General features: G+C 63.8%; 16 protein-coding genes and 1 pseudogene. 5 read left to right on the top strand and 12 right to left on the bottom strand.

Features of this window, described 5'->3' with window-relative positions:
- Nucleotides 1-167 precede the first annotated feature (167 nt).
- The 3 genes from ABIB38_RS22625 to ABIB38_RS22615 form a co-directional block, all read right to left on the bottom strand.
- The gene (locus ABIB38_RS22625) at nucleotides 168-1232 is read right to left on the bottom strand and encodes an alkene reductase (RefSeq protein ID WP_429206943.1); all 1065 of its coding nucleotides are present in this window, start codon (nucleotides 1230-1232) and stop codon (nucleotides 168-170) included.
- A gap of 9 nt (nucleotides 1233-1241) precedes the next feature.
- A complete protein-coding gene (locus tag ABIB38_RS22620) occupies nucleotides 1242-1538 on the bottom strand; it encodes an ArsR/SmtB family transcription factor (RefSeq protein ID WP_429206942.1) in 297 nt (98 codons plus the stop codon).
- Nucleotides 1539-1649: 111 nt separating this feature from the next.
- On the bottom strand, nucleotides 1650-2618 hold the full coding sequence (locus ABIB38_RS22615) for a succinylglutamate desuccinylase/aspartoacylase family protein (protein WP_429206941.1): 969 nt from the start codon (nucleotides 2616-2618) through the stop codon (nucleotides 1650-1652).
- 572 nt (nucleotides 2619-3190) lie between these two features.
- On the opposite strand from ABIB38_RS22615, the gene ABIB38_RS22610 reads away from it, so the two are divergent.
- Nucleotides 3191-3865 carry a hypothetical protein gene (locus ABIB38_RS22610; protein WP_429206940.1) on the top strand — a complete coding sequence of 225 codons (675 nt, stop codon included), beginning with the start codon at nucleotides 3191-3193 and terminating at the stop codon, nucleotides 3863-3865.
- Nucleotides 3866-3947: 82 nt separating this feature from the next.
- Here the strand turns inward: ABIB38_RS22610 and ABIB38_RS22605 are convergent, their stop codons facing one another.
- The 3 genes from ABIB38_RS22605 to ABIB38_RS22595 form a co-directional block, all read right to left on the bottom strand.
- Nucleotides 3948-4418 carry a hypothetical protein gene (locus tag ABIB38_RS22605; protein ID WP_005670010.1) on the bottom strand — a complete coding sequence of 157 codons (471 nt, stop codon included), beginning with the start codon at nucleotides 4416-4418 and terminating at the stop codon, nucleotides 3948-3950.
- A 105-nt stretch (nucleotides 4419-4523) separates the two neighbouring features.
- Nucleotides 4524-5393 carry a pirin family protein gene (locus ABIB38_RS22600; protein WP_429206939.1) on the bottom strand — a complete coding sequence of 290 codons (870 nt, stop codon included), beginning with the start codon at nucleotides 5391-5393 and terminating at the stop codon, nucleotides 4524-4526.
- A gap of 40 nt (nucleotides 5394-5433) precedes the next feature.
- Nucleotides 5434-6030, bottom strand: coding sequence for an FMN-dependent NADH-azoreductase (locus ABIB38_RS22595; RefSeq protein ID WP_429206938.1), 597 nt, complete (start codon nucleotides 6028-6030; stop codon nucleotides 5434-5436).
- Between the two features lie 110 nt (nucleotides 6031-6140).
- Here ABIB38_RS22595 and ABIB38_RS22590 point away from each other — a divergent pair, with 110 nt between their 5' ends.
- A complete protein-coding gene (locus ABIB38_RS22590; RefSeq protein ID WP_429206937.1) occupies nucleotides 6141-7112 on the top strand; it encodes a LysR family transcriptional regulator in 972 nt (323 codons plus the stop codon).
- On the opposite strand, the gene asd is transcribed toward ABIB38_RS22590, so the two are convergent.
- Nucleotides 7096-7908, bottom strand: coding sequence for an archaetidylserine decarboxylase (asd, locus tag ABIB38_RS22585; protein WP_429206936.1), 813 nt, complete (start codon nucleotides 7906-7908; stop codon nucleotides 7096-7098). The genes ABIB38_RS22590 and asd overlap by 17 nt on opposite strands.
- A gap of 349 nt (nucleotides 7909-8257) precedes the next feature.
- Here asd and ABIB38_RS22580 point away from each other — a divergent pair, with 349 nt between their 5' ends.
- Entirely contained in the window at nucleotides 8258-10426 is a 2169-nt protein-coding gene (locus ABIB38_RS22580) for a TonB-dependent receptor plug domain-containing protein (protein WP_429206935.1), read from the top strand.
- A 25-nt stretch (nucleotides 10427-10451) separates the two neighbouring features.
- On the opposite strand, the gene ABIB38_RS22575 is transcribed toward ABIB38_RS22580, so the two are convergent.
- Together ABIB38_RS22575 and ABIB38_RS22570 are read right to left on the bottom strand one after the other, a co-directional pair.
- A complete protein-coding gene (locus ABIB38_RS22575) occupies nucleotides 10452-10613 on the bottom strand; it encodes an EamA family transporter (RefSeq protein WP_429206934.1) in 162 nt (53 codons plus the stop codon).
- 26 nt (nucleotides 10614-10639) lie between these two features.
- The gene (locus ABIB38_RS22570) at nucleotides 10640-11881 is read right to left on the bottom strand and encodes an MFS transporter (RefSeq protein WP_429206933.1); all 1242 of its coding nucleotides are present in this window, start codon (nucleotides 11879-11881) and stop codon (nucleotides 10640-10642) included.
- A gap of 393 nt (nucleotides 11882-12274) precedes the next feature.
- Between ABIB38_RS22570 and ABIB38_RS22565 the strand changes: the two genes are divergently transcribed.
- Entirely contained in the window at nucleotides 12275-14029 is a 1755-nt protein-coding gene (locus tag ABIB38_RS22565) for a patatin-like phospholipase family protein (RefSeq protein ID WP_429206932.1), read from the top strand.
- A 190-nt stretch (nucleotides 14030-14219) separates the two neighbouring features.
- On the opposite strand, the gene ABIB38_RS22560 is transcribed toward ABIB38_RS22565, so the two are convergent.
- A complete protein-coding gene (locus ABIB38_RS22560) occupies nucleotides 14220-14882 on the bottom strand; it encodes an HD domain-containing protein (protein ID WP_429206944.1) in 663 nt (220 codons plus the stop codon).
- Between the two features lie 42 nt (nucleotides 14883-14924).
- Nucleotides 14925-15464, bottom strand: a pseudogene (locus ABIB38_RS22555) (ribonuclease HI family protein); the annotation flags it as partial.
- Between the two features lie 168 nt (nucleotides 15465-15632).
- Between ABIB38_RS22555 and ABIB38_RS22550 the strand changes: the two are divergent.
- Nucleotides 15633-17582 (top strand): S9 family peptidase, encoded by a 1950-nt coding sequence (locus ABIB38_RS22550; RefSeq protein WP_429206931.1) that lies wholly within the window; start codon nucleotides 15633-15635, stop codon nucleotides 17580-17582.
- Nucleotides 17583-17613: 31 nt separating this feature from the next.
- Here the strand turns inward: ABIB38_RS22550 and ABIB38_RS22545 are convergent, their stop codons facing one another.
- Complete coding sequence (locus ABIB38_RS22545) at nucleotides 17614-18135, bottom strand: YXWGXW repeat-containing protein (protein WP_429206930.1); 522 nt, start codon at nucleotides 18133-18135, stop codon at nucleotides 17614-17616.
- Nucleotides 18136-18176 lie beyond the last annotated feature (41 nt).

Raw genomic sequence — 18176 nt, 5'->3', positions numbered from 1 at the left:
AAGATGAAGCTAAAAGGGCTGAGTCCTGTTCAATACAGAACCCAGCCCTCGGCACTTCACTGAGACCAACCGTCCAACTTTACGGGGTCAGTTCATTGCGGTCCCGTCGAAAGAGGCGCCGCGCTTCGCCGGCGACAGGGCAGCGAAGCGGCGGCGAAAACGAAAAATCAGGCGGCCTTGTTCAGCGCCGGGTAGTCGGTATAGCCGACCGCGCCCGGATGGTAGAAGGTCTCGGTATTCGGTTCGTTGAGCGGCGCCTTCAGTTGCAGGCGCTTGGGCAGGTCCGGGTTGGCGATGAACAGCTGGCCCCACGCCACCGCGTCGGCGGTGCCGCTGGCGACCAGTTCCTCGGCCTTTTCGCGGGTGAGCTGCTGGTTGGCGATCCAGACGCCGCCGAACTGCTTCTTGATCATCGGGCCCAGCGCGTCCGGTCCTTGCCCTTCGCGGGTGAAGATGAAGGCGATCTTGCGCTTGCCCAGCTCGCGCGCCACGTAGCCGAAGGTCTCCGCCGGCGTCGAATCGCCCATGTCGTGCGAATCGCGCGCCGGGGCCAGGTGCATGCCGACGCGGTCGGCGCCCCAGACCTCGATGCAGGCGTCGGTCACTTCCAGCATCAGGCGCGCGCGGTTCTCGATCGGGCCGCCATAGGCGTCGGTACGCTTGTTGGTGGAATCCTGCAGGAACTGGTCGAGCAGGTAGCCGTTGGCGCCATGGACTTCGACGCCGTCGAAGCCGGCCTTCTTGGCGTTTTCGGCGCCCTTGCGGTAGGCGGCGACGATGCCGGCGATTTCATCGAGTTCGAGCGCGCGCGGGGTGGCGTAGGGGCGCTTCGGACGCAGCAGGCTCACGTGGCCATCCGGCTGGATCGCCGACGGCGCGACCGGCAGTTCGCCATCCAGGAAGGACGGATCGGAGATGCGGCCGACGTGCCACAACTGCAAGAAGATGCGGCCACCGGCCTTGTGCACGGCCTCGGTGACGATCTTCCAGCCTTCGACCTGTTCGTCGGACCAGATGCCGGGCGTATCGGCATAGCCCACGCCCATCGGGGTCACCGACGTCGCTTCGGACAGGATCAGCCCGGCCGAAGCGCGCTGCACATAGTATTCGGCCATCAGCGCGTTCGGCACGCGTGCGCCGCCATCGGCGCGCGAGCGGGTCAGCGGCGCCATGACGATGCGGTTCGGCCATTCGAGGGCGCCCACTTTGATCGGGTCAAACATTGTAGTCATCGGGTAGTCCTAAAGTCCGTCGTTCAGTTGTGCGAGAAAGGCCTGGATCGCCTCCTCGTTCCGTTGGATGAAAATCCATTGGCCGACGCGACGCGTGCTCACGAGGCCGGCGCGCTGCAGCGTGGCCAGGTGGGCCGACACCGTCGATTGCGACAGGCCGGCTTTCTTGTCGATCAGCTTGCAGCACACTCCCATCTCGAGCGGGTGTTCCTGCTCGATGAAGTGCTGCCGCGGCTCCTTGAGCCACTGCAGGATCTGGCGCCGCACCGGGTTGGCCAGGGCCTTGTGGATCGCGTCGATGTCCATGGGCTTTCCTTTTATCGGATTTTTTCGATCCGAATATCGTCATCTTACGATATTCAAGAAATGTTTGCTGGCGCTGTTCCGAATCGTCCAGTCCAGGGCGGCCGCGGTGGCTTACTCGCGGCCGAAGGTCGTGTTCGGGCGGGTGAGGTAGTACCACTCGGTATTGGCGGCGGCGTTCGCGGCCGGGAACAGGATGCGGCCGCCGAACTCGGCCACCACCGGCGTGCCGTCGGCGCGGTGGCCGATCAGTTCACCTTCGCTCACCGGGTCGAAGCTCTTCCAAGGGCGCACGAAGCGGTCGTCGGCGTGCAGCTTGTCGTGCACCACGACCATCGACAGCGCTTCCATTTCCTCGAAGGCGACCGGCTCCGGATCGGGCGCGGCGATCAGCCCCAGGTGGGCCAAGGTATTCATGATGGCGCGGTAGGCGACGTCGGGCGCGGCCGGATCGTCGTGCTGGCCGCATTCGAGGGTCAGCGCGTAGCCGCCGGTACTGCGCATGTACTCGGTGGTGCCGACGCCGTAGCGCAGCACGGTTTCCAGCTCGTCGGCGCTGCGGCTGCGCCGCTGCACGCCATCGCCATAGGTGGCCAGCCAGCCGTCGACGAAGCGGCGCACGCCCAGGCGGCGCGCCCAGGCGCGCTCCTTGGCGGCGTGGCGGAACGGCTGCAGCGCGCCGTCGTTGTCGAGCGGCCCGACCATCACGAACGGCTCGCCGGTGGCGGCGAAGGAATGCAGGTCGAGCAGCACGTCGTGCTGGCCGAGCAGGGGGCACAGCCAGTTGGCCACCTGGTCCTCGAAGTCCAGCGGCGTCTCTTTCGGGAACAGGTCGCGGTTCAGGTTGCGCTCGCCGTTGCGGGTGTTCTGGGCATAGGCCAGCGGATTGACGATCGGGACGAAGGTGACGCTGCCCGCCGCGATGTGCAGGACGCCGCTGTCGATTTCTTCCATGACCCGCTGGATCGCCTTGGTGCCGCACACTTCGTTGCCATGGGTCGCGCCCATGATGATGACGCGTGGGCCGGCTGCGAGGCCGGTGTAGTTGATGGATTTGAATTGAAAGTTGCGGGCGGAAGTCATAGGTAGCGTGGCTGGGAAAGAAAAGGTGGCGGTATTCTATCGGTAAACGTGGGCACGGTGAGAATGGCGAGGCTGCCGGCGGGGCACAGGCTCTCCGTTCCTGCCGCTCGCCTTGCCCGAACGGCGGGCGAAACCAGACAGACGTCGACAGCCCAGTCCCTTGATGGCCTTAAATTGACTTTTGCCAAGTCTCCTTATCGGTCGTTCGCCACAATGACATCTTGCTCCTGCGTTCGCTCGGAAAGGTCCCGGTTCACCATCGGCTAGGCAGGAATTTCATAGGGCGTCTACGTCAGAGCGGGTTATGTCAGTCGATCTCGAAAGCTTTTGTCACCATCTTCGCCTTCACGCTTTGCCACCATTCGGACAAGGAAAATGTGGAGAATATGTCCGACGTGCTCTTCAGGCAGCCGGGGCAGACATCAAACCTCCGTACGTTGGTTCGGCTAAGGATTACGGCCCGGTGTTGCTCCGGTTGGGGTTCCATCCTGTCGCGGTGACAAATCCTGACGGTTTCGGTTTCAGGCGTGGCGACATCATGGTCATGCAGCCGTGCGTTGGCTGGCGACCATTTGGGCATATCGCTGGATTCGACGGTCGAAACTGGATATCAGACCATATCCAAAGAGATTTCTGGGCTGGTCCCGGATACAGAAAGCAAAGGCCTGCATATGCCGTGTATCGCTACTAAAAAACTTTTTGCAGCCATCGCTGTCGCGGTGGCGAGCCTCACCGCCAGCGCAGCCGAGTATGCTCATCCACCGAAATATCTTGTCGAGCCAGTGTTCGGTCTGAAAGTAGAATTTGCAGATGGAAAATTGGAGCCATTACCGGAACAGATCCGCGCCGCGTGCGTGCAGATGGCGGACAACGAGACCTGGACCGGACGCCAGTGGATATTCGGCGCCGTCAAGAGCGGTGAGGCGACTTATTATCTGGTTAGCGGCTACTTCGAGCGACGGCATCCAGGCCCTGGCGAGCTGCGATATCATCAACCGGATCAAGGCGGCATCTATGTCGTAAAAGGAAAGGATTGTGGCGGCGATCCGGCGCGCGAGGTGTTCGAAGTCAGGGATTTCGAGCAGATTCCCAAGCCGGTACTGGAACGGCTTGCTCGTGATGCAAAGGCCAGGCTTGTTTGCGCGATTGGAGGCGAGAGTCGCTTGCGGGCCGAGTTCAAGAAACAACGCGTCACGTCCGATCGATTGACTCCCGAACTGGCCGTCGCTTTCAAGCCATATTTCTGAACGTGGGGTCGCAATATCCCTTACTTCTACCTGCGCCTCTTCCAAATCATTGGTGCGACAGTTGTCCAGCGGTCGGCAAGACTCAGCCCTGCGCCTCGATGACCCCGAACCCTGCCGGCGCGTCGCCCAGGTAGGCCAGCACCGCATGCGCCTGGATATTGGCGTCGTACTGGGCGTTGGCGGCGATGGCGGCGCGCAGCCCCGGCACGATGTCCGGCGTATGCGGCTGGCGGTAAGCCTTGATCAACAGGTGTACCAGGTCGGCGGGCGCATCGGCGCGGCGCAGGCGCGATTCGATGATGGACAGCAGCGCGCGCTGCATGCGCGGGGTGGGATTGCGGATCTCGCCGAACACATAGGGCGTGTTGGCGATCGCGGCGCAGACGATGCTTTCCATCCGGTCGGCCTTGTAGTCGGACGGGATGTCGAAATACGCCTTGTTCCAGCGGGTGTGCGGATAGGCGTGGCCGGGCGGGAAGCGGTCGGCGTTTTCCAGGCCCATGGCCCGGCTTGCGCGCGACCACAGGTCGCCGAGGGTGTCCAGCAGTGCCATTACGAGATGTCTTGCGCTTGTGTCATCCCGCGAGTGTAGCGCATGGCCGGGAACCTCGCATAGGGGGGGCAGCAGGGCGGTTGGGGGCGCCCTGCCGCCGTTCGTTCAGGCAAACCTGCCGGCCCTGAAATCCTCCACCGCCTGCTGCAGCTCGGCCTGGGTATTCATCACGAACGGACCATACTGCGCGATCGGTTCGTTCAGCGGCCGTCCGGCCAGCACCAGCAGGCGGGTCTTTGCAGCCGCCTTGATGCGCACGCCGTCGGCGCCGGGCGCATTGTCGAGGATCGCCATGCGCGCCTGGCCGACCCCTTTGCCCTCGATCACCGCCTCGCCGCGGAACACGTAGACGAAGGCGTTGTGCCCGGCCGGAATCGGCTGCTCGAACGTCACGCCGGCCGGGATCTCCAGGTCGAGGTACAGCGGCTCGGTATGCGCACGCTGCACGGCCCCGGTCACGCCGTGGGTGGCGCCGGCGATCACCTGCACCGTCACGCCGTCGTCCAGCGACAAGCGCGGCACCTCCTCGAGCGGGATGTCGCGGTACCAGGGTTCGACCATCTTGTCGCTGGCCGGCAGGTTCAGCCACAGCTGGAAGCCTTCCATCAGGCCCTCGTTCTGCTCCGGCATCTCGGAGTGGATCACGCCGCGGCCGGCCGTCATCCACTGCACGCCCCCATCGGTGATCATGCCTTCATTGCCGGCGCTGTCGCGGTGGCGCATGCGCCCGGCCAGCATGTAGGTGATGGTCTCGAAGCCGCGGTGCGGGTGTTCCGGGAAGCCGGCGATATAGTCGCCCGGCTTGTCGCTGCCGAAGGCGTCGAGCATCAGGAACGGGTCGAGGCGGCGCTGCAGGGGACCGGTCAGCACGCGGTTGATCTTCACGCCCGCGCCGTCCATCACGAACTGGCCGTTGATGATGCGCTCGACGCCGCGCGTTTTCTGGATGGGGGTGGTGGCAACTGCGGTGTTCATGCTGTTCTCCTGTGGGTTGCGCCGCCTGGCGGGCGACAGATTACGCCAAAGCCACTTCGATGGCCGCGTTGGCCGCGGCCTGGCCCTGGGCCACGGCCTCCGGTCCCATTGCCATGCCCGACGAATAGATGAAGGTGTGGTCGTTCAGGCCGAGGAAGTTCAGCAGCGCGCGCATCTGCGGCACCTGCGGGTCGGCGCTTTCGTCGTACACGCCGCCGCGGGCCGCGGCCACGTACACCTTCTTGTTCTTGAGCAGGCCTTCCGGACCGGTCTCGGTATAGCGGAAGGTCACGCCGGCGCGGGCGATCGCGTCGAACCAGCTTTTCAGTTGCACCGGCATCGCGAAGTTGTACATCGGGGCGCCGAGCACGATCACGTCGGCCGCCTGCGCTTCCAGGATCAGCGCATCGTCCTGCGCCACGCGCGCCGCCTGTTCCGGGCTGCGCTGCTCAGGCGGGGTGAAGAGGGCGCCAACGGCGGCGCCGTCCAGCAGCGGATGCGGCTGGGCGCCGAAGTCGCGCCGCACGACGGTCGCGCCCGGGTTGGCGGCGGTCAGCCTGTCGACGATCTGCTGGGTGACGCGGGTCGATTCCGATGCGTCGCCGCGAACGCTGGTGGTGATGTGCAGGATGTTCATGGTAAGCCCCTTCGTGTTGGTGGAGAGTTTCGATGGGGACACTTTAGCAATTCCAAAATCAATCTGGAAGCCAGTAGAATGGATAACATTATTCTGCTGATGGGACAATCATGGACGTGGAACCGAATGACTTGCTGCTGTTCGCGCGGATCGTCGAGTCGGGCAGCTTTACCCGCGCCGCCGAGCGCGTCCACCTGCCCAAGTCGACCGTCTCGCGGCGCCTGGCGCTCCTCGAGACGACGCTGGGCGAACGCCTGCTGCAGCGCACGACCCGCAAGCTGGTGGTCACCGAATTCGGCGCCAGCCTGTACGAGCATGCGCGCCGCCTGGCCGACGAAGTCGACGCCGCCGGCGCGCTGGCCCAGCACCGCCAGGGCGAACCAAGCGGCAAGCTGCGCATCTCGGCGCCGGGCGACTTCGCCAACAGCGGCCTCTATGAAGTGATCGCGCGCTTCCTGGAGCGCTATCCCGCGGTCCGGCTCGAGATGGACCTGACGCCACGCCGGGTCGACCTGGTGGCGGAGAACTTCGACATCGCGATCCGCATGGGGGATCTTCCGGACGATGCGACCCTGAGCGCGCGTCCGATCACCCTCGAGCAGCCCGGCCTGTACGCTTCGCCCAGCTATCTGGCGCGGCGCGGCATTCCCGAGCATCCCGACGATCTCGACGCGCACGACGTGTTGTGCATCCTGAGCCGCACGGGCGGCGCCGCGCCGTGGACCTTGATGCGCGGGAAGGTGCGCTGGGAGCGTGCGCTGAACGCGCGGCTGACGGCCAATTCGCCCGACCTGCTGGCGCGCATCGCCTCGCGCGGCGCGGGCATCGCGCTCAGTTCCTCGATGTTCGCCCAGCCCTATATGCAGACGGGCGAGCTGGTGCGGGTGCTGCCGGAGTGGGATATGCCCGGCGCGAACGGCTGGGCGGTATTCCCGAGCCGTAAGCTCATGCCGGCCAAGACCCGGGCCTTTCTGGAGATGATCGAATCGGCGTGCACCGAGAAGGGCCACAGCCCGCATGCCGCGGTGGCCGCGTTCAAGGCGCGCGCCGCGCTGAAGGATGGCGTTAGCGAGGCTGGCTGACCGGGTGTTCGCCCATCGGTTCGCCCAGGCGCACCTTGCCCTCGGGCGCCCAGGCCGGGTTGAAGGCGATGGCGCCGCGCTGGAACAGCATCACCACGGTCGAGCCGAGCAGGAAGCGGCCCATTTCCTCGCCTTTTTTCAGGGTCACCTGGCCCGGCTCGTAGTGCCACTCGCAGATGCGCGGCATGCGCGGCGGATTGACCACGCCATGCCAGACGGTGGCCATGCTGCCGACGATGGTCGCCCCGACCAGGGTCATCACGAACGGCCCGAATTCGTCGTGCTCGAACACGCACACCACGCGCTCGTTGCGCGCGAACAGGCCCGGCACGCCGCGCGCCGTGGTCGGATTCACCGAGAACAGCTTGCCCGGCACATAGATCATGCGCGTCAGCCGTCCATCGCACGGCATGTGGATGCGGTGGTAGTCCTTGGGGCTCAGGTACAGGTTGGCGAAGTGGCCGTGCTGGAAATGCGCGGCCAGCGCCGCGTCGCCGCCGACCAGTTCGCTCGTGGTGAACTTGTGGCCCTTGGCCTGGAAGATCTGGTGGTCGTCGATGTCGCCGAGCTGGCTGATGGCGCCGTCCACCGGGCATACATAGTCGCTGTCCGCCAGCGGACGCACGCCGTCGCGCAGCGGACGGGTGAAGAATTCGTTGAAGCTGGGGTAGCTGGCGATGTCCGGGTTGGCCGCTTCGCTCATGTCGACGCCGTACTTGCCCACGAACCAACGGATCAGGCCGGTCGTCATCGACCCGCCCTTGTGGCCGGCGACGCGGCCGGCTAAGTTGGTCATCGCCTGCTTCGGCATGACGTATTGCGGCAAGACTTTTATGCGGGACACGGGCGATCGCCTTTCTTCGAAAAGTGCGCATTATAGCGGCCTTACCACAGCGGGCGTGCTACAGCGAAAGTGCCGAATGGAAACGACATTTCCATGTCAAGGCATGCCCGAGTGTACTCCAGGTGGTAGCGCAGTGGCGAACGCTGGGTGACATGCTTTTAAATGGAACTCAAGGTTGCTAGGATAAGGAAATTCACAGTTCTTTATGTTAGAAGAATAAACTACCATTTACATGTTTACATATTGCCAATGAAGGGCATATATTTCCTCCATACATACCCAATAACGAGGAGATATCCCTGTGAGAACGCCGAGCCGATCCCGCCGTCCCGCTTCCCTCCTGATGCTGGCGGCCTTTGCCGGCCCCACGTGCGCACAGCAGGAAGAACCCGCCGTACCGGTCTCTCGAGTGGAAGTCAAGGGCAGCAGCGCCAGCTACGACCCGCGCCGCGACGACACGGCGACCCGCACCGTGATCGGGCGCGAGGAACTGGGCCGGTATGGCGACCGCTCGGTGCTCGACGTCCTCAAGCGGGTGCCGGGCGTGACGGTCGACACCAACCAGGCACGGGGCGGCACGATCCGGATGCGCGGACTAGGAGCGGGTTACACGCAAATCCTGATCAACGGCGAGCGCCCACCGGGCGGTTTCGACTTCGATTCCCTGTCGCCCGACGTCATCGAACGCATCGAGGTGCTGCGCGCCGCCACCGCCGACCTGTCGACCCAGTCGGTGGCCGGCACCGTCAACATCGTGCTGCGTCGCGTGGCGAAGGAACGCGAGCGCCAGCTCAAGCTGGGGATGCTGCAGTCGTCGCAGTTCAGGGGCCCGAATGCGGCGTTGCAGCTGAGCGAACGCGGCGAGGGTTTCGCGTGGTCGCTCGCCGGCGACGCGACAGCGGAACGCTACGACCGCGCCTGGAGCATCTTCGAAGAGACGGTCGCGCCAGGCGGCGCGGTCGACCTGATGCGCATGACGAGCGCGCCGGAAGAGGGCCGCATGCGCAGGATGAACCTGACCCCGCGTTTCGAGTGGACGCTGGCGGATGGCGACACGATCAGTGTCGAGACCTTCATCAACGTCAATCGCTTCCGCAATCGCACCCATTTGTCGATCGCGACCGATATCGGCCTGCCTCCCCCGGTCCCCGACCAGCACACGCGGATGCGGGCCGACGCCGAAGACCTGCGCACCGACCTGAAATGGACCACCGAACTCGATTCCGGCGCGACCCTGGAAACCAAACTGGGGTTCAGCGGCGAGAATGCCGACAACACGATCTTGCGCCAGGGCGCCGATCGCCTTGGCGTGCCCGTGACCGACGGCCGGGTCGATTCCGGCTGGCGCGATCGCGGCGCCAATTCGACCGGCAAGTACATGCGCAAGCTGGAGAATGGCCACGCCATCGCGGCTGGCTGGGACGGCGGGATCGGCTGGCGCGACGAGATGCGGCGCGAGCGCGACGCGATCCGCGTCTTTCCGCCCGACCTGCCGCTCGACGAAACGTTCGAGGCGCGCGTGGCGCGCATGGCGGTGTACGTCCAGGATGAGTGGAACATCACGCCGCAGTGGTCGATGTACCTGGGCATGCGTTGGGAGGGCATCCGTATCCGCGCCTCGGGCGACTCCTTCGCATCGACCCGCAGCAGCTCCAACGTCTGGAGCCCGATCCTGCAGACCTTGTGGAAGATCCCGGAACGCAAAGGCGATCAGCTGCGCTTTGCGGTGACCCGCACCTACAAGGCGCCGGACCTGTGGAACCTGCTGCCGCGCCGCCAGGTTTGGGAAAACAACAGCGCTACCGAGGCCGATTTCCAGGGCAATCCGGCGCTCAAGCCCGAACTGGCCTGGGGCGTGGATGCCGGTTACGAACACTATTGGGCCGAGAACGCGATGGTCACGCTGCGCACATCGCTGCGCCGCATCGAGGACTACACCAGCAACCGCATCTACTTCGACGGCTACCGCTGGATCTTTACGCCGGTGAACGACGGCCGCGCCGAGGTCCGCACGCTTGAACTGGAAACCAGGTTCCCCCTTGCGTCGCTGTTCGCGCAAGCGCCGGCGATCGATGTGCGCGCTGGCGTGAGCCGTCATTGGGCGCGCGTGAAATCAGTCCCGGGCCCCGACAACCGGCTGGAGCGGCAGACGCCGTTGTCGGCCAACGTCGGTCTGGACTACAAGGCGGGAGCGTTGGCGCTGGGCGGCAGCGCCGCCTTCACGCGTAACGGGCAGGTGACGGTGACGGCCAACCGCGGTTACTACTCGGAAGCGCGCACCGACCTCGAAGCCTATGCGGCGTGGCGCTTCGACCCGAAACGGCAGGTTCGGTTGTCGATATCGAACCTCGCGCACGAGGACTCGGGCTTCGAAGTGACCTACGCCGATCCGGTCGCCGGCGTCGAGAAGCGCCGCTTCCATTATCCGGGCGCGGTGCGCATCCAGGCGAACTATGAGCTGAAATTCTGACTGCGGTTGAACTGTCGAACCCGACTCAGACCAGCCGCACCGCCACCGCGCCCAGCGCCGCCAGGGCGGCGCCGCAGATCCGGGCGCGGGTGGCGCGCTCGCGCAGCACGAACACCGCGATCGCGGTGGCGAACACGATCGAGGTTTCGCGCAGGGCGGCGACCACCGCGACGGGGGCCCGGGTCATCGCCCACAGCGCCATGCCGGCACGGCTCAGGCCTTCACGCCGGCATATTGATGGCTGCGGAAGTAGCGCCAAGCCACGAACAAGGCCACCGCCTGCATCGCCGCGCACACGAAGAAGCTGCTGCCGACGCGCCAGTCGCCAGGGGGCAGGTGACTGACCGCGCCCAGGATGGCGGTGCCGAGCAGCGGCGTGAAGATCACCCCCAGGCTGCCGATCGACTGCAGGGAGCCCATCAGCTCGCCCTGCTGCTCGGGCGGCGACGATTTCGATACGATGCCCTGCAGCGCCGGATTGGTGGCGTAGGCCAGCACGTTGGCCAGGATGAAGACGTACAACATCCAGCCCTGGGTGGCCAGGCCGTAGGCGAGGAAGGTCAGCATGCCGGAGGCGAGGGCCAGCAGCGCCAGTCGCACCTCGCCGAAGCGCCGGATCAGGATGCCGAGCAGCCCGGCCTGGACCACGACCGAACCGAGGCCGACGCAGAACAGGGCGACGCCGTTGTCGCGCGGGGTCCAGTCGAAGCGGAAGGTGGTGTACAGCACCCAGGTCGACTGCAGCATCATCTGGGCGAAGGTCGACAAGGTGATGACGACCACCAGGCCGCGGATGTCCTCGCGCCGCGCCAGGCGCAGCAGGGCCGTGAGGGGATTCAGGCGCGCCAGCTTGAACGGCTCGCGGCGCTCGGCCGGGAGCGACTCGGGCACCAGGAAGAAACCGTAGACGAAATTGGCGGCCGACAGCGCGGCCGCGACGTAGAACGGCAGGTGCAGGTCGGCGTCGCCGAGGACGCCGCCCAGCATCGGGCCGCAGATGAAACCCAGGCCGAATGCCGCGCCGATCTTGCCGAACGCCTTGGCGCGGTTCTCGCGGGTCGAGATGTCGGACGCGTAGGCCGCGGCGACCGACATGCTGGCCGAGGACATGCCGCCGATGATGCGGCCCACGAACAGCCAGGCCAGGCTGGGCGCCCAGGCGGTGATCAGGAAGTTCAGGCACATGCCGGCCATCGAGTACAGCAGCACCGGACGGCGGCCGATGCGGTCGCTGAGCGCGCCGAGCGCCGGCATGAACAGGAATTGCACGATCCCGAAGGTCGCCGCCAGCACCCCGTACCACAAGGCCCGCTTGTCCGGCCCATCGACGAACTGGTCGAGCAGCAGCGGCAGGACCGGGACGATCAGGCCGATGCCGAGCATGTCGATGAAGATGCAGACGAGGACGAAATTGAGCCGAGCGACGGGTTGCGGTAAGGCGGTCGAACTGGTCATAGACACCTCGGTCAATACGGGTGGCTTATCTTAACATTGCAATAAAGTGGTTGAGTAGGTAGCCTGGCTTGGCCCATCTATCGCGTCGAAATAGAAAGCCTGCGTCCGAGCTGGCAGCGTAACTCGTCAACCGGCCTTCAAGAGGAAAACCTTGGCGCCTTATTCTAGAAATTTCCTATAGTCAATCCCGGCCTTTTTTTTGATTAGCACCACATCTAATTCGACACGCAACTCGAATTCTCGGATCGTGGTGTTCATGTTAAAAAAATCTCGCTTGACTTTATTCTCATCAATTCGTTACCATCGTGTGAAGTTAGCAAGCTCACAAATCAGTACTTTCAGCCAGAGCAGACCTGTGCCAATCCGTCCTTGGTGGCTGTTCGGAGAGACATTATGAAGAGCTCTATCTTTCTTCCCATCTTTACGCTCGTGGTACTTGCTGGCTGTGCAAGCAAGTCTGAATCGTTTGTTCGTAATGAACCGTTATGTCAATCGGGTACAAAGCCCGTCGTGCTCATTCTGGCGCCTGGAAATATTCAGAAAGCGTGCCGCGACAAGATTGATGGCACTGGAGTCGATCTTCCTTTTCCGAACCAGAATGTGCCTCGGGCACGCCAAGTGTTTTCTTCTGAGGATTCAGACATTCCTGCCACGTTTGTAGGGGTATCAATTTCGGGCGGAGGCAGTCGTGCAGCGGTGTTCGGGATGGCAGTCCTGGAACGGCTTGATCAGCTGGGAATTCTGAAACATGTTTCTGCTATTTCTACGACGTCGGGCGGGGGGCTAGCCGGCGCATATTATGCCTTGAAAGGGAGCGACATAAATTGGAGTCATGCACATGATTTGATGGCTGCTGATTATTTAGCCCCGTGGCTCAAGCGTAACATTGGCTTTGGTAGCTTGGTTTCAACATCGGTAACCAACAAGAATCGTAGTGATGTTATGGCAGAGGTATTTGATACACACGTTTTTGGCGGCCGTACCTATGGGGATCTTGGTACGTTCATCCCTGGCAGCGCACCAATTTGGCTCGCAAACGCGACGGAACTTGGATTTTCAAAGCGTTTTACTTTTGGAGTGGCTGACTTTAATCAGATTAACTCCGATCTTAAGAAGGTTCCAATTTCACGAGCAGTAATGACTTCGGCTGCATTCCCAGGAGTATTTAATACTCTTGCATTAAAAAACTACTTTTCCAGTTCGGTCGCACCTGGATTTCAGCTCGAGGGCGGTGTGCGCTACACACACCTGATCGATGGAGGACCTACCGACAACCTCGGAATTGAATCCCTGCTCAAACTAGCGGGAACACATAGGGCGTTCCGAGCGAGTGATTTGAACAGAGACGAAAAAATCGAACGCCAGGGTGACTGCTTGCTAATCGTGGTCGACGCTTACGCACGAGGAGTGCCAACCCGCTATTTGAGTAAATCAGATTTGCGCGGGGTCACCGGACACTTAGTAGATCTGAATTTCTTCGATGCAATCAATGCCATGCTCGGAGTGCGGCGGAATGACTTGCTCGGCTATCTTGGTCTGGACGACGGCGGATCATTTGGGCTCAGGGGGAACCAGTTTGTCTATTTCGATGCTCCGGTCCTAAGTCAGAAAATTCAAGCCGCACGTCGAGTTCAGCCGCAGGCCGCGATTCACCCAAATTACTATGCCGTTGATCTCCCATCCAAAATTGCGGCAGCGGAAGAGATCCCTAGATACCAAATGCGCTGCGCGGTGTGGCATATCAACCTGGGAGGGCTTGAGGCACTACCAGTGTTCGAACAGCCCATTACCGCGGAAGAATTGCCGAAGAGAATAAAGCCGGATGATACGCTGGCATTTCAGCGTGGTCTGCACGATGCCCTGGTTTCTCAAATCGGTACGAGTTTTCGCTTGGAAGGCCCCAAAAAATGTTCAGCCGACTTTCTGCGCTCGGCATTGCACAAGGCTGCGGATGCATTGGTGCTGGAAGATTATGCTTCAAGGCATTCTGTGTGTTCATGGATGCAGATGCATGGACTGGACGTCAGCGACAAATGCGGTAGATATGTGACTCCGCACTTATGGACTTCTCAACTGACCAGCACCGTGGAATTCGTCGGGCCTCGGACTTCACTCGGACTTGAAACCAACGAGGTTAATTGCCGCTGACTGGGTATAAGTCACCAAGCGATTGAGCGGCGAAAGCGGCCGACGGCTTCCCTTAAGGGCCCTTCGAAAAACCGTCGCGAGCGGCAGCAGTTTCGGTCGCGAAGCGCAGCTGTACTAGAGTACAGCGAGCATCGCAGACCGAAAATGCAACGCGCAGCAGGTTTTTCGACGTGCCCCTAAGCGAGATAATTCACGCCGATGCGTTCCATTCGGCTGAAAAATCCTTTCTAAATGCGAGTATTTTAGCGAGCCTCTGGCGCCCTAAATCGCGCCCTGCCGTGGTCTGCATCATGTCCGGCAGCTTGCACAGCTTGACCATGATGTGGTCCAGCGCGTAACGGCGGTCATCGTAGTCGCGCTCTACGCCCAGCGGATCGCTGGGATGGGCCAATCCGCTTTCCATGCGTCCGGCGATATAGAACATCCGGGCCAGACCCACCAGGCCGAGGCCGTCCATGCGGTCGGCATCTTGCACGATCTTCGCTTCGATGGTCTCGGCGGGAATCGCCGCCGAAAAGCTGTGGGCCTCGATCGCGTGCGCCACGGCATCCAGTTTTTCGGGCGGGAAGCCGAGCTGGGCCAGCTGGTGGCGCGCCAGCCGCGCCGAGCGGCGGGACGCCTGGTCGCGTTCGGGGTCGTTCTTCGGCAGGTTGACCAGGTCGTGCAGGTAGGAGGCGGCCAGCACCACCAGGCGGTCGGCATCGGGATGGTGTTCCAGTAGCGCCTGCGCGGTGCGCCACACGCGGTCGAGATGGGCGCCGTCGTGGGCGCCGTCGGTGTCGGCGCTGCTGGCGGCCATCGCGGCCAGCCTGGTGCGCCAGCCGGCGAGATCGGTATTGCTCGTTGCGGTCATGTGGCTAGGTTCCAGTGTGATAGGCGGCACGGCGCGCTGCGACAGCGCGTCGGCTCGGGCATTCTTGTGGCGCGGAATCCAGCGCAGCCGCGCCTGCGGCAGCCGGGCCAGCAGGGCCAGCGCCTCGCTGCGCAGCAGGCCCAGGGCCGCCGCGTTGGCGCCATCGGGGGCGTGCACGTCGTCGATCACGACCTGGCTGTCGCCCAGCACCAGCAGGTCGGTCGCGCCATGGTCGATGGCCGCGCGCAGCACGGCGTTCAGGGCGCGGTATTCGGCTTCGCTGCTGTTGCCATGGCCGCCGTCGACGGACAGTTCGCAGCGCTGGCCGGCCGGTCCTTCGAGCACGGCGCCCAGGCCGCAGCGGCCCGGGTTCGGCCGCGCCGAGCCGTCGAACCAGGCGCGCCAGGCGCTGGCGTCGAGCCCGGCGCCGCGGGTGCGCGCGGCGACGACGCTGGCCTGGCGCCGCGCGGCCTGCAATTCGGCGTGCCGGCGCTGGGCCTGGCGCGCGGACAGCAGGCTGGCCAGGCCGGCGCTGCCGGCGCTGAGCAGCAGGATCCGTTCCAGCGCGTCAGCCTCCGGCATGCCGGTGTGCGCCGCCAGGCGCCGGGCGGCGGACAGCTCGGCCTTGAAGGCGGCGGCTTGCAGGGTGGCGGGATCGATCATGGCGAGAGCATAACCGATTCGCGATTGTTGACAGGTGTTAAGACTTTTGAAACACTCATCCTGTTGAACTCAACCACAGGAGAAGGTATGCGTCAGAATCGCCGTACTGTCAGTCTGTCCCTGTTCGCCGTGCTCGCCGGCGCCGGCCTGGCGCCGCTGCAGGCCATCGCGCAAGCCACTCAAGCCACCCGGGCCGCGGGCGTCGACAAGGCATCCGCCAAGCGCGCTCAGGGTGTCAAACGCTACACGATCGAGCAGTTCATGGCGACCACCTCGCTCACCGGCGCCTCGTTCAGCAAGGACGAGAAGCAGATCCTGTTCAGCAGTAACGAATCCGGCATCTTCAACGCCTACACGGTGCCGGTCGGCGGCGGCAAGCCGCGCGCGCTGACCGCGTCGAAGACCGACACCACCTACGCGGTCGGCTACTTCTACAACGACGACCGCATCCTGTTCACGCGCGACGGCGGCGGCGACGAGCAGAACCACCTGTACGTGCGCGAACTCGACGGCAAAGAGCGCGACCTCACGCCCGGCGACAAGCTGAAAGCATCGTTCGCCGGCTGGAAGCCGGACGGCAGCGGCTTTTATGTGGTCACCAACGAGCGCGATCCGAAGTTCTTCGATCTGTACCTGTATGACGCCGCCACCTATGCGCGCACGATGGTGTACAAGAACGACAGTGGCATGAACGTGTCAAGCATCAGCCGCGACGGCAACTGGCTGGCGTTCAACAAGCCCGCCACCACGTCCGACAGCGATGTCTACGTTTACAACCTGCAGACGCGCGCGATGAAGCACGTCACGCCGCACACGGAGCCGGCCAGTCACGCGGCCGAGACCTTCGACCCGGCATCGAAGCGCCTGCTGTTCACCACCAATGCCCAGGGCGAGTTCGCGCGCATCAAGGCCTATGACCTGGCCAGCGGCGCGACAAGCGATGTCGAGAAAGCCGACTGGGATCTGCTGGGCACCGGCTATTCGCGCAACGGCCGCCACCGCGTGAGCATGGTCAACCGCGACGGCAGCATCGAAGTGCGCCTGTACGACGATGCAGGCAACCCGGTGGTCTTGCCCAGGCTGCCGGGCGGCGAGATGCGCCAGGTGACCTTTTCCGACAGCGGCAACCTGATGGCGTTCTACCTCAACGGCGACCGCTCGCCCAGCAACCTGTACGTGCACGATTTCAGGAACGGCAAGACGTCACAGCTGACGCGCAGCCTGAACCCGGAAATCGACCCGAACGACCTGGTCGAGGCCCGGGTGGTGCGCTTCAAGTCCTTCGACGGCATGGTGATCCCGTCGATCTACTACCGGCCGAAGGGCGCGTCGCCGGGCGCGAAAGTGCCGGCAGTGGTGCTCGTGCACGGCGGGCCGGGCGGCCAGACCATGCGCGGCTACAGCGCCCAGATCCAGTACCTGGTCAACCACGGCTATGCGGTCCTGGGCATCAACAACCGCGGCAGCTCGGGCTACGGCAAGACCTTCTTCCGCGCCGACGACCGCAAGCACGGCATGGAGCCGCTGTGGGACTGCGTCGAGGCCAAGACCTGGCTGGCCAGCCAGGGCGATATCGATCCGGAGCGCATCGGCATCATGGGCGGCAGCTACGGCGGCTACATGACCCTGGCGGCGCTGGCCTTCCGGCCCGAGGCGTTCAAGGTCGGCATCGACATCTTCGGCGTCAGCAACTGGGTGCGCACGCTGGAAAGCATTCCGCCGTACTGGGAAGCGCAGCGCAAGGCGCTGTACGACGAGATCGGCGACCCGGTCAAGGACAAGGCGTTCCTGGTCGCGACCTCGCCGCTATTTCACGCCCATCACATCCGCAAGCCGCTGATGGTGATCCAGGGCGCCAACGATCCGCGTGTGATCAAGGCCGAGAGCGACGAAATCGTCGAGGCGGTGCGCAAGAACCAGGTGGAAGTCGAGTACGTCGTGTTCGACGACGAGGGCCACGGCTTCTCCAAGAAAAAGAATGCAGCCGTGGCGAACGCGAAGATCCTCGCCTTCCTGGACAAGCACCTGAAGTCCTGAGTCCTGAGTGCTATCCCGGCCGCGCCGCGGTTCAGTAGCGGTAAGGATCGTTCGGGCGGCGATCGTGGCGGTTGCGCACCCCGTCGCCATCGCGGTCGCGGTCATGGCGGTCGCGGATGCCGTCGCGATCGCGGTCGCGTCCGTGGCGGCGCTCATGCTTGTGGTAGTGGCGGTCGTGGTCGCGGTCCCAGCGGTCATGGCCGCGCACATGGTGTTTCGGTGGACCGTAATGGCGCGAGGGGCCGCGGTCCCAGCGCGACGGCTCCATCACCCAGCGTCCGCTCCGATGGTGCCAGCTCGGTGGAGCGTACACATAGCCGGGACGCGCCGAAATGTAGTGGCCCGGCACCCAGTGGTGGCGATGCGATCGCCATTCCCAGAAGCCGGGCGCCCAGACGTAGCCGCGGCGCGGGGCGGGAACGACTTCATAGATGGGCGCGGGCGGCGCGGAGCCGATCACGATCGAGATATGGGGCTGGGCGTGCGAGGCCAATGGGGTGAAGGCTGCGGCGCCGATGGCGATCAGGGCTGCAATCAACAGAGGGGATTTCATGTTCGTCTCCAGATCCTTGAGCGGATGCGATGGAATATAGC

The sequence above is a fragment of the Massilia sp. UYP11 genome, from assembly GCF_050434805.1.
Classification (GTDB): Bacteria; Pseudomonadota; Gammaproteobacteria; order Burkholderiales; family Burkholderiaceae_D; genus Telluria.
This window is presented reverse-complemented; position numbering and strand designations above follow the sequence as displayed.

Bases quoted from the DNA above. Each gene is read 5' to 3' on its own strand.
- ABIB38_RS22625 (WP_429206943.1), bottom strand. From the start codon at position 1,232: ATGACTACAATGTTTGACCCGATCAAAGTGGGCGCCCTCGAATGGCCG.
- ABIB38_RS22605 (WP_005670010.1), bottom strand. From the start codon at position 4,418: ATGGCACTGCTGGACACCCTCGGCGACCTGTGGTCGCGCGCAAGCCGG.
- ABIB38_RS22615 (WP_429206941.1), bottom strand. From the start codon at position 2,618: ATGACTTCCGCCCGCAACTTTCAATTCAAATCCATCAACTACACCGGC.
- ABIB38_RS22570 (WP_429206933.1), bottom strand. From the start codon at position 11,881: ATGACCAGTTCGACCGCCTTACCGCAACCCGTCGCTCGGCTCAATTTC.
- ABIB38_RS22550 (WP_429206931.1), top strand. From the start codon at position 15,633: ATGCGTCAGAATCGCCGTACTGTCAGTCTGTCCCTGTTCGCCGTGCTC.
- ABIB38_RS22560 (WP_429206944.1), bottom strand. From the start codon at position 14,882: ATGACCGCAACGAGCAATACCGATCTCGCCGGCTGGCGCACCAGGCTG.
- ABIB38_RS22590 (WP_429206937.1), top strand. From the start codon at position 6,141: ATGGACGTGGAACCGAATGACTTGCTGCTGTTCGCGCGGATCGTCGAG.
- ABIB38_RS22600 (WP_429206939.1), bottom strand. From the start codon at position 5,393: ATGAACACCGCAGTTGCCACCACCCCCATCCAGAAAACGCGCGGCGTC.
- asd (WP_429206936.1), bottom strand. From the start codon at position 7,908: ATGACCAACTTAGCCGGCCGCGTCGCCGGCCACAAGGGCGGGTCGATG.
- ABIB38_RS22595 (WP_429206938.1), bottom strand. From the start codon at position 6,030: ATGAACATCCTGCACATCACCACCAGCGTTCGCGGCGACGCATCGGAA.
- ABIB38_RS22620 (WP_429206942.1), bottom strand. From the start codon at position 1,538: ATGGACATCGACGCGATCCACAAGGCCCTGGCCAACCCGGTGCGGCGC.
- ABIB38_RS22545 (WP_429206930.1), bottom strand. From the start codon at position 18,135: ATGAAATCCCCTCTGTTGATTGCAGCCCTGATCGCCATCGGCGCCGCA.
- ABIB38_RS22565 (WP_429206932.1), top strand. From the start codon at position 12,275: ATGAAGAGCTCTATCTTTCTTCCCATCTTTACGCTCGTGGTACTTGCT.
- ABIB38_RS22575 (WP_429206934.1), bottom strand. From the start codon at position 10,613: ATGACCCGGGCCCCCGTCGCGGTGGTCGCCGCCCTGCGCGAAACCTCG.